The 14,383-nt window shown below is 69.2% G+C and carries 15 protein-coding genes; 11 read left to right on the forward strand and 4 right to left on the reverse strand.

The annotated features are described in order from the left end of the window. The first annotated feature begins 75 nt into the window (after positions 1–75). Together ABTY98_RS03910 and ABTY98_RS03915 are read left to right on the forward strand one after the other, a co-directional pair. Positions 76–927, forward strand: a complete 852-nt coding sequence (locus ABTY98_RS03910) for a thioesterase family protein (RefSeq protein WP_352219278.1) — start codon at positions 76–78, stop codon at positions 925–927. A 207-nt stretch (positions 928–1,134) separates the two neighbouring features. Continuing rightward, positions 1,135–1,527: a hypothetical protein gene (locus ABTY98_RS03915; RefSeq protein WP_352219279.1), complete on the forward strand. Its 393-nt coding sequence runs from the start codon at positions 1,135–1,137 to the stop codon at positions 1,525–1,527. Positions 1,528–1,755: 228 nt separating this feature from the next. Here the strand turns inward: ABTY98_RS03915 and ABTY98_RS03920 are convergent, their stop codons facing one another. Beyond that, a complete protein-coding gene (locus ABTY98_RS03920; RefSeq protein WP_352219280.1) occupies positions 1,756–2,385 on the reverse strand; it encodes a TetR family transcriptional regulator in 630 nt (209 codons plus the stop codon). A 122-nt stretch (positions 2,386–2,507) separates the two neighbouring features. Between ABTY98_RS03920 and ABTY98_RS03925 the strand changes: the two genes are divergently transcribed. The 3 genes from ABTY98_RS03925 to ABTY98_RS03935 all read left to right on the forward strand — a co-directional run bounded on the left by ABTY98_RS03925 (position 2,508) and on the right by ABTY98_RS03935 (position 4,317). Beyond that, complete coding sequence (locus ABTY98_RS03925) at positions 2,508–2,675, forward strand: hypothetical protein (RefSeq protein WP_352219281.1); 168 nt, start codon at positions 2,508–2,510, stop codon at positions 2,673–2,675. Positions 2,676–2,707: 32 nt separating this feature from the next. After that, positions 2,708–2,983, forward strand: a complete 276-nt coding sequence (locus ABTY98_RS03930) for a DUF4190 domain-containing protein (protein WP_352219557.1) — start codon at positions 2,708–2,710, stop codon at positions 2,981–2,983. Between the two features lie 170 nt (positions 2,984–3,153). After that, entirely contained in the window at positions 3,154–4,317 is a 1,164-nt protein-coding gene (locus ABTY98_RS03935; protein ID WP_352219282.1) for a cysteine desulfurase family protein, read from the forward strand. A 179-nt stretch (positions 4,318–4,496) separates the two neighbouring features. On the opposite strand, the gene ABTY98_RS03940 is transcribed toward ABTY98_RS03935, so the two are convergent. Then, a complete protein-coding gene (locus ABTY98_RS03940) occupies positions 4,497–5,150 on the reverse strand; it encodes an N-acetylmuramoyl-L-alanine amidase (RefSeq protein WP_352219283.1) in 654 nt (217 codons plus the stop codon). A gap of 60 nt (positions 5,151–5,210) precedes the next feature. Between ABTY98_RS03940 and mnmA the strand changes: the two genes are divergently transcribed. From mnmA to ABTY98_RS03965, 5 genes are all read left to right on the forward strand, one after another. Beyond that, entirely contained in the window at positions 5,211–6,341 is a 1,131-nt protein-coding gene (gene mnmA / locus ABTY98_RS03945; protein ID WP_352219284.1) for a tRNA 2-thiouridine(34) synthase MnmA, read from the forward strand. Between the two features lie 259 nt (positions 6,342–6,600). Beyond that, a complete protein-coding gene (locus ABTY98_RS03950) occupies positions 6,601–7,758 on the forward strand; it encodes an AAA family ATPase (protein ID WP_352219285.1) in 1,158 nt (385 codons plus the stop codon). 22 nt (positions 7,759–7,780) lie between these two features. Then, the gene (locus ABTY98_RS03955) at positions 7,781–8,548 is read left to right on the forward strand and encodes an RloB family protein (RefSeq protein ID WP_352219286.1); all 768 of its coding nucleotides are present in this window, start codon (positions 7,781–7,783) and stop codon (positions 8,546–8,548) included. Between the two features lie 121 nt (positions 8,549–8,669). After that, entirely contained in the window at positions 8,670–11,282 is a 2,613-nt protein-coding gene (locus ABTY98_RS03960) for a type I restriction-modification system subunit M (protein ID WP_352219287.1), read from the forward strand. 136 nt (positions 11,283–11,418) lie between these two features. Next, positions 11,419–12,501, forward strand: coding sequence for a restriction endonuclease subunit S (locus ABTY98_RS03965; protein WP_352219288.1), 1,083 nt, complete (start codon positions 11,419–11,421; stop codon positions 12,499–12,501). Here ABTY98_RS03965 and ABTY98_RS03970 read toward each other — a convergent pair. Further along, positions 12,470–12,592 carry a DUF397 domain-containing protein gene (locus ABTY98_RS03970; RefSeq protein ID WP_352219558.1) on the reverse strand — a complete coding sequence of 41 codons (123 nt, stop codon included), beginning with the start codon at positions 12,590–12,592 and terminating at the stop codon, positions 12,470–12,472. The two genes, ABTY98_RS03965 and ABTY98_RS03970, sit on opposite strands and share 32 nt — an antisense overlap. 85 nt (positions 12,593–12,677) lie before the next feature. Further along, the gene (locus ABTY98_RS03975) at positions 12,678–13,532 is read right to left on the reverse strand and encodes a helix-turn-helix domain-containing protein (protein ID WP_352219289.1); all 855 of its coding nucleotides are present in this window, start codon (positions 13,530–13,532) and stop codon (positions 12,678–12,680) included. 272 nt (positions 13,533–13,804) lie between these two features. On the opposite strand from ABTY98_RS03975, the gene ABTY98_RS03980 reads away from it, so the two are divergent. Next, positions 13,805–14,350 (forward strand): ATP-binding protein, encoded by a 546-nt coding sequence (locus ABTY98_RS03980; protein ID WP_352219290.1) that lies wholly within the window; start codon positions 13,805–13,807, stop codon positions 14,348–14,350. The last annotated feature ends 33 nt before the right edge of the window (positions 14,351–14,383 follow it).

The raw sequence follows: 14,383 nt of genomic DNA on the forward strand, positions 1-14,383 counted from the left end.
GCCGATCACACCGCGCCGACCCGCATCCGGCCGGAAAAGCTACCGCTTAGTAATTTCCTGTTGTACTGTTCACGCATGCCAGAAGCAGCTTCCACGCGAGCCGTGATCGGCGACAGCGAGTTCGACCGAGACACCGCCGTCACCCGGCGCGCGCCCGGGGTCTACGACATCGACCTCTCGGCCGGCTGGACCATCATCAACGCCGTCAACGGCGGCTATCTGCTGGCCGTCCTCGGCCGGGCCCTCGCGGACACACTGCCCCATCCGGACCCGTTCACCATCTCGGCGCACTACCTGACCGCGTCCCAGCCGGGCCCGGCCGTGATCCGCACGGACACCGTCCGCACCGGCCGCACCCTCTCCACCGGCCAGGCCTCGCTCTTCCAGTACGACGACGAAGGCAACGAGGTCGAGCGCATCCGCGTCCTCGCCTCCTACGGTGACCTCGCCACCCTGCCCGACGACGTCCGTACCACGGCGACCCCGCCCGCCATCCCGCCCATGGACCAGTGCTTCGGCCCCGAGGACGGCCCTGCCCCGGTCGACGGCAGCTCCGCCATCACCGACCGCCTGATGCTCAAGCTGGACCCGGCGACCCTGGGCTGGGCCCTCGGCGCCCCCTCCGGCAAGGGCGAGATGCGCTCCTGGTTCGGCCTCGCGGACGGCCGTGACGCCGACCCCCTCGCCCTGCTCCTCGCGGTCGACGCGCTGCCGCCCACCGCCTTCGAGATCGGCCTCAAGGGCTGGGTCCCCACTGTCGAACTCACCGTCCACGTCCGCCACCGCCCCGCCCCGGGCCCGCTGCGTGTCTCCATCACCACCCGCAACCTGGCCGGCGGTTTCCTGGAGGAGGACGCCGAGGTCTGGGACGGCGCGGACCGACTGGTCGCCCAGTCACGGCAGTTGGCCAGGGTTCGCCTGGGCTGACGTACCTGCCCGTGACCCCGTTCTGTCACGGACGTGTACCAGCGAGTAAAGCGCGGACGGCCAGGAAGACGCAGGTCAGGGCGGCGACTTGAGCCGCCCTTTACCCGAATCACAGGCCGGGGACAGTGCGGGCTCAAGTACGCCCTAAGCGCCGTTGGTTGAGTGCCACGCCTCAGGACTCCCTCATCCTTTATGGAGCTGTCTCTCATGAAGCGTGTACGTCTCGTCCCCGCGGTCGCCCTGCTCGCCGTGTCTCCGCTGCTGCTGACCGCGTGCGGCTCGGGCGACTCGTCGTCGTCCTCCGGCAGCGCCAACTCCGGCCAGTCGCAGTCCTGTCAGGCGCCGTCGAGCATGCCGACCGGCAACGCCACCGGGGCCCCTTCCGGCGCCCCGTCCGGCGCCCCTACGGGCAACGCCACCGCCCAGCCGACCGGCACCCCCACCGGCATGCCGAGCGGCGGCCCCGGCGCCGGCACCGGCGGTCAGGGCGGCCCCGGGGGCGGCCAGGGCGGCGGCGGTTGCGGCGGCGGCCAGGGCGGTCCCGGCGCGGGCGGTGCGGCCCCCAGCGGCGCTCCGACCCAGCAGGCCACGAAGAGCTGACGCCGGACGCCGTACGACAGGGGCGGTACGTCCGACGACCGGACGACCGCCCCTTCGTGTTGCCCGCGGACCCGAAACGCACGCCCGGTCCAGGAGACTCGCTGGTCGGGGTCGTGGACGGGACGCCACACGGGGGCGGAGGGGCCGTGCTGGCGCAGGTCGGCCAGCGGGCCGCGAGGACGGGCACGTCGTAGGGGAAGCGGGACGGGGCGGGCAGGCCGATGCGGACTAATCCAGCCAGTGCTGGCGTCCGAGGCTGATCAGCCGCATCTGGCGGGCGGCGACCCGGGTGACGCGCTGCTGCTCCGTCTCCGAGGGCTCCGGCGACTCCAGGGTCTCCAGGAACAGGGACGCCGTCATGAGCATCTGGTCCACATAGAGGTGGGCGAGCATCAGCAGGTCGTCGTCGTTCCAGCCCGCCGCCTCGGGGTCCTTGGCCAGCTCGGTCCTGACCTCCTCGGCGAACCGGGCCAGTTGGTCCCGGATGGCCTCGCGCACCGGCTGCACCCCGCCGTGCCGTTCCCGGGCGATGAACCGCACATGCGCCGGGTGCGCGGCCACATGGTCGGCGATCAGCCGCACGGCACGGTCGATGCGTTCCGGGCCGGGTGTGGAGACCGTCGTGCGGACCATGGGGTGCAGGCTGCCCAGCGCCTCGTCGACGAGGGCGACGCCCAGATCGGCGGTGGAGCGGAAGTGCCGGTAGAAGGCGGTCGGGGCGACGCCGACGGCCCGGGTGACCTCGCGCAGCCCAAGGCTGCTCAGGCTCTGCTCCTCCAGTAGCCCCAGTGCCGCGTCCAGGAAGGCCTGGCGGGTCTTCTGCTTCTGGGCCTGCCGGATGCCGAGAGTGTGACTCATGTCATCCAGTTAACAACTGTTCTCCGGAATTGAAAAGCCGTGCGGGTTGCTAGACTCGAAGTCAGTGAACAACTGTTACTACAACCGTTCACCCAAACTTAACGGAGGGGGGATCGAATCCCATGCTGTTCCTCGTCGCCGCACTCATGCTGCTCGGCGTGGTGCTGGGCACCGTGGCCCACGCGCCGCTCGACGTCACCGCAGGACTCGCCGCCGTGATCGTCGTCTGGCTGGCCGTCTTCGCGCTCCGCGAGCGCCTCGCCCGCCGTCGCCGCACCTCGGCCAACTGACCGTCCACCACGACTTCCAGGAGCTGAGCATGCTGCACCTCACCGCCCCGGCCACCACCACCCGCCCCCAGCCCCGCACCCGCGACGCCGACGGCATGGCCGTCGCGTCCTTCATCCTGGGCCTCCTCGGCCTCCTTGTCCTGAACCTGTTCCTGGGCCCGATCGCGATCGTCCTGGCGCTGGTGTCCCTGTGGCGCGGCACAAGCCGCAAGGGCCGCGCATACCTGGGCCTGGCCCTGGGCGTGGCGGACCTGGCGGTCCTCGGCATCGCGATGGAGGTCTCGAACACGGTGTCCTGGAGTCTGTGAGCAGGGCTCGGGACAGGCGTGTCCCAAGGGGGCGCGGGACTGTTCTGGGTATGCGGCTACCGCCGCGTGGTCGCGACCGACCCGCACGGCCCGCAGCGACCCACCGGCCCGAGCCGAGCGCGGCGCCCCTCGGTCCTACGGCGGAGCCACCCCCGTAGAATCGACTCACCATGGCCTACCTCGACCACGCAGCCACGACCCCGATGCTCCCGGAGGCGGTAGAAACTCTCACCGCCACCCTCGGTATCACCGGCAACGCGTCCTCCCTGCACGCCTCCGGCCGCAAGGCCCGTCGCACGGTCGAGGAATCCAGGGAGACCCTCGCGGAAGCGCTCGGCGCCCGCCCCAGCGAGGTCGTCTTCACCTCCGGCGGCACCGAGGCCGACAACCTCGCGGTCAAGGGCCTCTACTGGTCCCGCCGCGACGCCGACCCCACCCGCACCCGCGTCCTGTCCAGCCCCGTCGAACACCACGCGGTCCTCGACGCGGTCCACTGGCTCGGCGAACACGAGGGCGCGACGGTGGAGTACCTCCCCGTCGACGCCTATGGCCGGGTCCACCCCGAGGCGCTGCGCGAGGCCATCGCCCGCAACCCCGACGACGTGGCCCTCGCCACGGTCATGTGGGCCAACAACGAGATCGGCACGGTCCTGCCGGTCCGTGAACTCGCCGACGTGGCAAGCGAGTTCGGCATCCCCCTGCACGCCGACGCGGTCCAGGCCGTCGGCCAGACCCCGGTGGACTTCGCCGCCTCCGGCCTCGCCGCCATGACCGTCTCCGGCCACAAGGTCGGCGGCCCGTACGGCATCGGCGCGCTGCTCCTCGGCCGTGAGTACACCCCCGTACCGGTCCTGCACGGCGGCGGCCAGGAGCGGCACGTCCGCTCCGGCACCCTCGACGTCCCGGCGATCGCCTCCTTCGCGGTCGCGGCGAACCTCGCCGTCGAGCGCCGCGAGTGGTTCGCCCGCGAGATCGGCGCCCTGCGCGACCAGTTGATCGACGCCGTGCGTACGGCCGTACCGGACGCGATCCTCGGCGGCGACCCGGTGGACCGCCTCCCGGCCAACGCGCACTTCACCTTCCCCGGCTGCGAGGGCGACTCGCTGCTCCTGCTGCTCGACGCCCAGGGCGTCGAGTGCTCGACGGGCTCCGCGTGTACGGCCGGGGTGGCCCAGCCGAGTCACGTCCTGCTGGCCACCGGGACCGACCCGGACCTGGCCCGCGGCACCCTCCGTTTCTCGCTCGGCCACACCTCCACCCAGGCCGACGTCGAGGCGGTCGCGAAGGTGATCGGCCCGGCGGTGGAGCGCGCCCGGGCCGCCGGACTGAGCTGATCCCGGCCACGGCGGCGGTGGTCCGCGACACGCGGAATCAACCCCAAGTCGCTTCCAGAGGACGCAAGTTCCCTGCCTCGGCGCAGAGCCCCGAACCCGTTCCCTCCGATTCCCGTTCCGCTTCCGGCGGACTGCCGGCCGCGGGCCTCACCTCCGCGGACACCGCGACCGCCCCGGAGTCAGGCCTGTCCGACGCGCCGAACAAGCCCCATGTAACGGTCCCAGTCCCAGTGCTTCCCCGGGTCGGTGTGATCCGTCCCCGGCACCTCCACATGACCGATCACATGCTCCCGGTCCATGGGCATGCCGTACCGCCGGCATATCGCGGCCGTCAGCCGCGCCGACGCCGCGTACATCGCGTCGGTGAAGTCCTCCGGGCGGTCCACGAAGCCCTCGTGCTCGATGCCGACACTGCGCTCGTTGTACGACCGGTTGCCCGCGTGGAACGCCACGTCCAGCTCGCGGATCAGCTGCGTGATCCGCGCGTCCCTGCGCACGATGTAGTGCGCCGCCGCCCCGTGCGCCGGATCCTGGAAGGCCTTCACCACGCTCGCGTAACCGCCCTGGGTGACATGGACGACCACCCGGTCGATCGGGTAGTCGTCCGGCCGGTCCGCCGTGCGGTAGTTCGCCGGGGACGCCGCCGCCCAGCGCGCGCCCCTGAAATCCACCGCACCCGCCACCCGGGACCTGCGCACACCGGGCAGCCGCCAGTACAGCCGCGCCAGCTCGTCCCTGGTCAGCACCGCCGTGCCCACGGCCGCCGCCGCCCCGCCGACCAGCAGCGCCCGCCGCCCGATCCGCCGGTCCCGATCACCAGTCGTCGCCCCCATGTGATCCCCAACGGATACTCGCGGGCCCCGGTTCCCGCGTCCCTTTACTCTGGAGGGGTTATGACTGACACCTCGCAGCGCACCCGCCCCCTCCGCGTCCTCGCCGCCATGTCGGGCGGCGTGGACTCCGCCGTCGCCGCCGCCCGCGCCGCCGAAGCGGGCCACGACGTCACCGGCGTCCATCTCGCGCTCTCCGCGAATCCCCAATCCTTCCGTACCGGCGCGCGGGGCTGTTGCACCATCGAGGACTCGCGCGACGCCCGCCGCGCCGCCGACGTCATCGGCATCCCGTTCTACGTCTGGGACCTCGCCGACCGCTTCCGCGAGGACGTCGTCGAGGACTTCGTCGCCGAGTACGAGGCGGGGCGCACCCCCAACCCGTGCCTGCGCTGCAACGAGAAGATCAAGTTCGCGGCCCTGCTGGACAAGGCGCTCGCCCTGGGCTTCGACGCGGTCTGCACCGGCCACTACGCGAAGATCGTGACGCTCCCCGACGGCTCCCGCGAACTGCACCGCGCCTCCGACATGGCGAAGGACCAGTCGTACGTCCTCGGCGTCCTGGACGAGCAGCAGCTCGCGCACGCGCTCTTCCCGCTCGGCGACACGCTCACGACCAAGGGCGAGATCCGCGCCGAGGCCGAGCGCCGGGGCCTCGCGGTCGCGAAGAAGCCCGACTCGCACGACATCTGCTTCATCGCCGACGGCGACACCCAGGGCTTCCTGGCCCAGCGGCTCGGCAGGGCCGAGGGCGACATCGTCGACGAGTCCGGCGCGAAGCTCGGCACCCACGAGGGGGCGTACGGCTTCACCATCGGCCAGCGCAAGGGGCTGCGGATCGGCACCCCCGCCGCCGACGGCAAGCCGCGCTACGTCCTCGACATCTCACCCGTGGACAACACGGTCACGGTCGGCCCGGCCGCCGCCCTCGATGTCACCGGCCTCACCGCGATCAAGCCCCGCTGGTGCGGCACCGCCCCCACCGGCCCGGGCGTCTACACCGCCCAGCTCCGCGCCCACGGCGGCGAGACCGAGGTGAGCGCGGAACTGGTCGACGGCACCCTGCGCGTCACGTTCACCGAGCCGGTCCGGGGCGTCGCCCCCGGCCAGGCGATCGTCCTGTACGACGGCACACGCGTCGTCGGCTCGGCGACCATCGCTACCACGGCTCGCCGGGAAGCTGCCACAGCCTGATCATCGAGAACTCGCAGGAGCTGGCACGGCCCGACCACCCGGCATAGGCTGGCCCCGCGGAAGGCCCGCACAGTGTGAGCCGGCGGCGGGACCTCCCCGCCCCTTCGGGAGGTGGACGGTGCTCCTGCGCTTTCGAGTGGCGAATCACCGCTCGATCCGGGACGAGGCCGAGCTGACACTTGTCGCTGCAGCAAGCAGCGCTGACAGTTCCGACGGCATCGCGCGGGACAGCGGGATCGCTCAGGACGGTGGCGGGCACGTGCCGGTGCTGCCCGTGGCCGGGATCTTCGGTGCGAACGCTTCCGGCAAGAGCAACCTGCTCAGCGCGTTCCACGCCATGCGGGAGGCGGTACGCACCTCCTTCGCGGACTGGGCCAAGTATCCCGGGGTGCCTCACCGGCAGCCCTTCAAGCTGGATGCCGCCAGCGCCGAGGAGACCACCCTCTTCGAGGTCGACCTGGTCCTTGGCGCCCGCACCCCCGTCCGTTACACGTACGGCTTCGAACTCTCCGACGACCGGGTCGAGGCCGAATGGCTGCACGCCTACCCGGGCGGCATCCGGCAGGTCTGGTTCGACAGGGAGGCGGACCGCCCGGCGGAGGACGGCGACGAGTACCTCTTCGAGAGCCCGGCCTTCACCGGCCGCCGCGACGACCTGGTTGCGCTCACCCGGCCGAACGCCCTCTTCCTCTCCACGGCGGCCACCCTCAACGACCCTCAACTGTCCGCCCTGCACCGCTGGTTCCTGAACAACCTGTGGCTGATGACCCCGGGCGCGGACATCAGCCACCGTGCCGACTGGACCAAGCGCCGCCTCACCGAACTCCACGACGACACCAGCTACCGCGAACGACTCGTCCAGCTCCTGGCCGCCGCCGACCTGGGCGTCACCGGCTTCGACCTCGACGCGGACACCGGCGCGGTCTCCCTTCGGCACCGGACGGAGGGGGCGCAAGCGGTGGCCCTCGACTTCTTCACCGAGGAAAGCTTCGGTACGCACGCGTGGTTCGCTTTCCTCGGCCCGATGCTCGCCGTCCTCGACAACGGGACGACGCTGCTGGTGGACGAGCTCGACTCCAGTCTCCACCCCACGCTGGCCGCCGAGGTCGTGCGTCTCTTCCAGGACCGCAAGGCCAACACCAAGGGCGCCCAGCTGGTCTTCACCACCCATGACGCCACGCTGCTCGGCAACGCCGTACTCGACCGTCCGCTCCGGCGCGACCAGGTATGGCTGACCGCCAAGACGAAGTCCGGCGCGAGTGAGCTGTATCCGCTGGTCGCCGCCCATCCGGAGGAGGGCGAGGACCTGGAGCGGGGCTATTTGCGTGGCCGGTACGGAGGGGTGCCCCGGGTGACCCCGGGCGAGATCGCCCGCGAGGTGTCCTGGCTGGAGGAGAAGGCGGCAGCGACGGCGTGAGCGAACGGGGTGGGCGCGGAGCATGAGCAGCAGGCGCAGATCGAAGAAGGACGCGGCGAGCACGGTGATGCCGCCGCAGGCGCCTCCGTCGCAGTACTCACGTCGCGAGCGGGTGCTTTACGTGGGGTGTGAGGGCGAGGTGACCGAGTACGACTACCTGCGGTACCTCAACAAGGAGTTCGGGAGTGGGGACAGCGAGACCGGCCGACCGCCCTTCACCATCAAGCCGGTCCGCAAGGCCGACGGCCTGATCCCGTCCCGTACCGTAAAGGCGGTGGTCGAGGCCGCTCAGGGGGAGGACGAGACCTGGGTGCTCTTCGACCGAGACAGCCACCATGACATCCCCGAGGCGTTCGAGGCCGCTGCGGACTCGGACACCGAGGTCTGCTTCTCCCACCCCTCGTTCGAGCTGTGGTTGTTGCTGCACTTCCAGCAGTTCGGCGGTGCCCAGGGCGCGGCGAAGAACACGCACGTCCTGGAGAAGCTGCGCAAGGCCGACCCCGCATACAAGCGGTTCGACAAGCCCGACAAGGGGCTGAGCGATGCCCGCACCAAGGCGCTGAAAGGCAAGGAGAAGACGGCGGTGCAGCACGCGCGAGCCCTGGTCGGTCAGTGTGAGCACGGTTCGTGCAAGCCCGCCAACGCCACGTTCGAGGAGCCGAAGTACGGTCGCTCGGCGAAGGAGCGGGCCGCCCGCTCCGGACATGCCAAGAACTGCGACGTCCTGAACCGGGACCCCTCCACCGACGTGTGGCGGCTCCTGGTCAGTCTGGGCATCGTGAAGGTCTGAGCGGCGGCCCTGATCCCTGGTCGTACCGCTCCGAATGTCCGGTTCCGGACGGGTTACCTCCTTCACCCGCGGGCCGTCTAATCTTCCGTAGCACCTCCATTTCCGTACGAAGGATCCGCGCGTGGCCAGAATCACCCTGCCCGAGCTCGAACGCCATCTCTTCTCGGCCGCCGATATCCTGCGCGGCCGGATGGATGCTTCCGAGTACCGCGACTTCATCTTCGGGATGCTCTTCCTGAAGCGGGCCTCGGACGAGTTCGAGCCGGAGTGGAAGCGGGTGTATGAGGAACGGCTCGCGCAGACCGTTGGTGACGAGGCGAAGGCGTTGGCCAAGGCGAACAATCCGGGCGCCTATCCGCGCGTCTTCTATGTGCCGCCGCGAGCGCGCTGGTGGCGTGGACCGCACCACGACCCGGAGACGCCGCAGAGCCCGGCGCCCGGCATCATGGCCTTGACCGAGAAGGTCGGCCAGGGCCTGGACGAGGCTTTGGTGGCGCTGCAGGAGGGCAATGACCTGCTCGCGGGCATCGCCTCGCACATCAGCTTCAACGAGGTGGTCGGCACCAAGCCGCGCTTCACCGATCCCGAACTCCGTTCACTGGTCCGGCACTTCAGCCTCTACCGGCTGCGCAACGAGGACTTCGAGTTCCCCGACATGCTGGGTGCGGCCTACGAGTACCTTCTCGGCCGGTTCGCGGACTCGGCCGGCCAGCGCGGCGGCGAGTTCTACACGCCGCGTTCGGTGGTGCGGATGATGGTGCGCCTGGTCGACCCGCAGCCCGGGGAGTCGGTGTACGACCCGTGCGCGGGCTCCGGCGGCATGCTGATCGCGGCCCGCGAGCACGTCGAGGAACACGGCGGTGACCCGGAGGAACTGTCGGTCAACGGACAGGACAAGAACGGCCCGTCCTGGTCCATGGCCAGCATGAACATGGTCCTGCACGGCATCCACACCTTCGACCTCCAGCACGGCGACACGCTCGCCGAGCCACTCCACCTCGACGAGAACGGGCGGCTGCGCAAGTTCTCGGCGATCTTGTCCAACCCTCCGTTCTCGCTCCCGTACGACGAGGACGCCGTCGCAAAGGCCGACGAGGACCACGGCAAGCGGATGCACTGGGGCTGGACGCCTGGGAGCGGCAAGAAGGCCGACCTGATGTTCGTCCAGCACATGGTGTCGGTCCTCGAGGAGGACGGCGGACGAGCGGCCGTCGTCATGCCGTACGGGGTGCTCTTCCGGGGCGGCAAGGAACGCGACATCCGCATCGGGATGCTCCGCGCGGACTGCGTCGAGGCCGTCATCGGCCTCGGCCCGAACCTGTTCTACGGCGCGGGCGTCCCGGCCTGCATCCTGATCCTGCGGCCCCCGCACGGAAAGCGTGATCCGAAGCGGCTGAACAAGGTCCTCTTCATCAACGCCGACCGGGACTTCACGCCCGGCCGCAACCAGAACGAACTCGGCCCCGAACACATCGAGAAGATCGTGACGGTCTTCCGCGAATGGCGTCTCATCGACGGCTACTCGCGCGAGGTACACCGCGACGAACTCCTCGCCCCCGACGCGAAGGGCGTTCCCGAGGCGAACTTCAACATCCGCCGCTGGGTCGACAATTCACCGCCCGCGGAGCCGCAGGATGTACGGGCGCATCTGTACGGGGGCGTGCCGGTCGCCGAAGTCGCCGCCAAGGAGAAGCTGTTCAAGGCGTACGGAGTCGACGCCGGTTCGCTGTTCGCACGCCGGGACGGAGACACGGATACGGATACAGGCTCAGGTGCCTACTACGACTTCCTACCGGAGGGCACGGAGGCGACGGCCGCCCGTATTCCGCGACTGACGTACGCGCGGGAGGCGGAGCTGCGCGAGACGTACGACGAGTGGTGGTCGAAGAGCTCCGGTCTCTTCGCGCAGCTCGCGGCGGACCGGAAGCTCATGGATCTGCGCGGCGGGCTTCTTGACGGGTTCACGGCCGCGGTCGGCGGGGCCGGGGTCCTCGACGAGTTCACGACCGTCGGCATCATCGCCGCGTGGTGGACGGAGAACCGCTACGACATGAAGGCCCTCGCGGCCGGCGGCTTCGAGCGGGTCCTGGAGGGCTGGGTCGACTCCGTCGAGGCGATCGTCGACCCGGCGGTCCCGGGTGGTGGCGCGGACGACGCGAAGCGCTCGTCGGTCTCTCCGGCGGAGCGGCGCCGGGCCCTTGACCAACCGGTGGTACGGGAGTTGATCCCGGAGTTTCTGGAGGCGGTCAAGGCGGCGGACGTGGCGGTCGCGGAGGCGGAGGCTGCCGCGAAGACGGCGGCTGAGGCGAGGTCGGCGGTGGTGGATGCGGGTACGGACACGGACGACGAGTCCGACTCCGGTGAACCGGCGGAGCCCGTCTCCCCGGAGCAACTCGCCGCCCTCGAAAAGGCGTTGGCGGCAGCCAAGAAGGCCCTGACGGCGGCGCGCAAGAAGCGCAAGGCGCTCGACGACCGTTTCCTGCCAGACCTGAAGGCGGCCGCGGACCTGAAGAAGGCCGAGGAGGGCGGCCCGGAGAGCGTCGTCCTAGCGGTCCTCCGCCGCGACCTGTCCGACCGCCTGAACGTGGCGTTGGCGGCGGGCCGCCGCGAGATCGTCGCTTCTTTCCGACGCTGGGTCGAGAAGTACGAGGTGTCGCTGACGGACCTGGAGAAGCGGGCGGAGTCCACGTCTCGCAGGATGACTATCGAGTTGGGAGGGCTCGAATATGTCTGAGCGGGACTTGCTGCCACCGAGGCTGAGCGGCGTTGCTGTGCCTCTTTCGAGAGTTGCGGCGATTGCATCCGGGATCACCTTGGGACCGAGCCGAGTCCCAGCCAGGCGGCCGACAGGCTATCTCAGAGTTGCCAATGTGCGACAGGGAAGCATCGATGTTGGCGATCTCGCCAAGCTGGAAGAACAGCCTCAGGACCGCCCAAGGTATGAAGTGCGCCCCAGAGACGTGCTCCTCGTCGAAGGGCATGCGAATCCGCACCAGATTGGGCGATGTGCGATTGTTCCTCCGGAGCACGCGGGGTTGCTCTACCAGAACCACCTGTTTCGCCTTCGTTTTGATGGGGCAGTACCAGAATTTGCCCAGATGTGGCTCAACTCGCAGTACGTACGGAAATATTGGCTAAGTAGGTGCGCAACGAGCTCCGGGTTGTACACCATCAATTCGCGGCTGCTCGGGGATGTTCCATTCCCTATGCTGTCGATTCAGGAACAGGAAGGGGTTGTCGGCATCAACTCGGCAGTGGGGCAACGAATCGCCGCGTTGGAGCGTGTGCTGGACAAGGTGCAGATCGCTGAATCTGCCCTTGCGGCCGATGCGTTGCGCCAAGTCGGTGCAGCTGGTCTGTGTCTCGACTCGGTCGCCACCGTTGCGGCCGGTGTCACGCTCGGCTCGGAACCAGTGGGCGACGGAACCGTCGAGTTGCCCTACCTTCGCGTTGCGAACGTGCTCGATGGGCGAATCGACACCACTGACGTCAAGACGGTCCGTATCGTGAAGACGCAGTATGAGCGCTACGCCCTCAGGAAGGGTGACCTGCTACTTACCGAGGGTGGCGATCTCGACAAGCTGGGCCGAGGCGCCGTCTGGGACGGCCGTATTGACGAGTGTCTGCACCAGAACCACGTGTTCCGGGTTCGTTGTGGCGAGCAGATGTTGCCGGACTTCCTCGCGCTGTATACCGCGTCGCCCGAGGGCCGCGCCTACTTCCAGCGTGTGGGTAAGCAGACGACCAACCTTGCGTCGATCAATTCGACCCAGGTGAAGCAGATGCCGGTTCCGGTACCGCCGGTGGAGGAGCAACGGCGTCTACTCGGCCCGGTACATGCGGCTCGGGAGCGGGCCGCCGTGCTGCAACAGCAGATCGCCAAGCTCCGCACGATCCAGCAGGGCGTGATCGAAGACCTGCTCAGCGGTCGGTCCCGAGTGAACCGGACCTGAGGCTTTCTATCAGCGCACCGAATGACGCCCGGCCCGTGACGAACACGCTCGCCGGGCGCTTGCTGTCCCGCACAGCAACTCCTGCCCGCACCGGGGCGACCTCGACGCAGTTGTTGCCACCGGAGTCGGAGTATGAAGACTTCAACCACTGCGGGCCGGGCAACGTGCGACACCCCTTACAGCTCTCTTGCGATCTTGCGGACGAAGTCCCTGGACTTGGTGGGAGTCAACGCCACCTTCTCCGCTATGTCCAGTCGCGTTCGGAAGTTCGCCAGTTGGGTTGGTGAGTCGATGAACACAGGCTCTGCGGGGGAGTCCATATGGACCGTGTCCAGATGGGGATTGGGCGCTTCGGCGTACAGCACGGAGGAGTCCCCGAGCAGGGGGAAGCCGCCTGCTTCGAAAGGAACCACGCGCAGCGTGACATTGGGGCGTTCGCTGGACTCCAGCAGGTGCTGGAGCTGGGCCCTGGCCACATCGCGACCGCCGAGCTGCATGCGCACGGCCGCTTCGTGAATGACACCCGAGTAGGAGATGGGCGAGTCACCGGTCACCACGGTTTGGCGCGCCAGGCGGTGTGCCACGCGCAGCTCGATCTCCAGGCGGGCGAGTGGAGGGAAGAACAACTCGAAGATGGCGCGGGCGTGTTCCTCGGTATGGAATAGGCCGGGCAGGTGCGCGATCTGCACTGTTCGCAAGCCGACGGCGTAATCCTCCAGCGCGGAGACGTCCAGGAAACCAGGCGGGATCTTGCCCCGGTACTCCTCCCACCAGCCGGTCTTGCGACTGCCGGTCAGGTCTGCCAAGGCGTCGACGAGGTCGGCGTCGTCGCATTCGTAGATGCTGGCGAGGCGGTGCAGGCGTTCCTCGCTGATGCCGAAGCGGCCGGCCTCGACGTTCGAGATGACCGTGCGGTCAGTGCCGAGCAGTCCGGCGGCTGTTGGCGCGGACATACCTGCCGCCTCGCGGAGCCGTCGCAGCTCGGTGCCGAACCTGCGTTGAAGGATGGTCGGGGTCTGTCGAGGTGACATGAAGCCTCTCCTTGTGCTCGCGCACAGTGTGCCGAGTCGATGACTCACGGTCTATCAGAATCCAAAGGTTAACTCTTCTGTGTAGCTGAGTAGCAACGTTATGTGATCTCGCGGTACCTTGTTAATCGCGCCTCCCTAGTCCCCGCCGCCCGGCGGAAGCGCACCGGCCTCCCCGCCCTCCGGAAGGCAGGGTCCCGGCAATGCCAACGCCATCCGGTAGTTCGCGACAGGCGCCGTAAAGAACCCGTACCGCACCACGGAGGTAAACTCTCGTGAGCAGCAACGAACAGAGCACTGATCCGAGCAACGAATCGACCCACCCCGTCAGTTACAACGTCAGCTACGGCGACCACCCCGCCCCGATCCCGTTCGCCGCGCCCTGGACGTACGAGATCCACTTCCCCTGCGATCCGCGCGGTCCCCGGGTCGTCCGGGGCGCCGTCCGCGCCGTACTTCACGCCCACGGGGTCGGTGAACTCGTCGACCGGGCCGAGCTGTTGACCTGCGAGCTCGCCACCAACTCGGTGCGGCACACCAAGGGTCCGGTCATCGTCCGGATGCACTGGCTCTGCCCCGTGCTGCGCGTGAGCGTCTGGGACGCGAGTCCGGATCTGCCTCCGTTCGCGCCGGGCCTGGCGATGCCCGATCCCGCCGCTCCCTGCGGCCGGGGGCTGCCGATCATCGAGAGTCTCGCCGACCGGTGGGGTGGCTGCGGCTCCGTCGACGGGCCTAACGGCGGACCGGGCGGCAAGACCATCTGGTTCGAGGTCGCCCTTGGGGGTGATTTCCGGCCACCTTCCCCGGTGCTCGCCGCCTGATCCGCGCGCACCCCGCGCCACGCTCTCCGGCCG

It is taken from the genome of Streptomyces sp. NPDC096040, assembly GCF_040303265.1.
GTDB lineage: Bacteria > Actinomycetota > Actinomycetes > Streptomycetales > Streptomycetaceae > Streptomyces.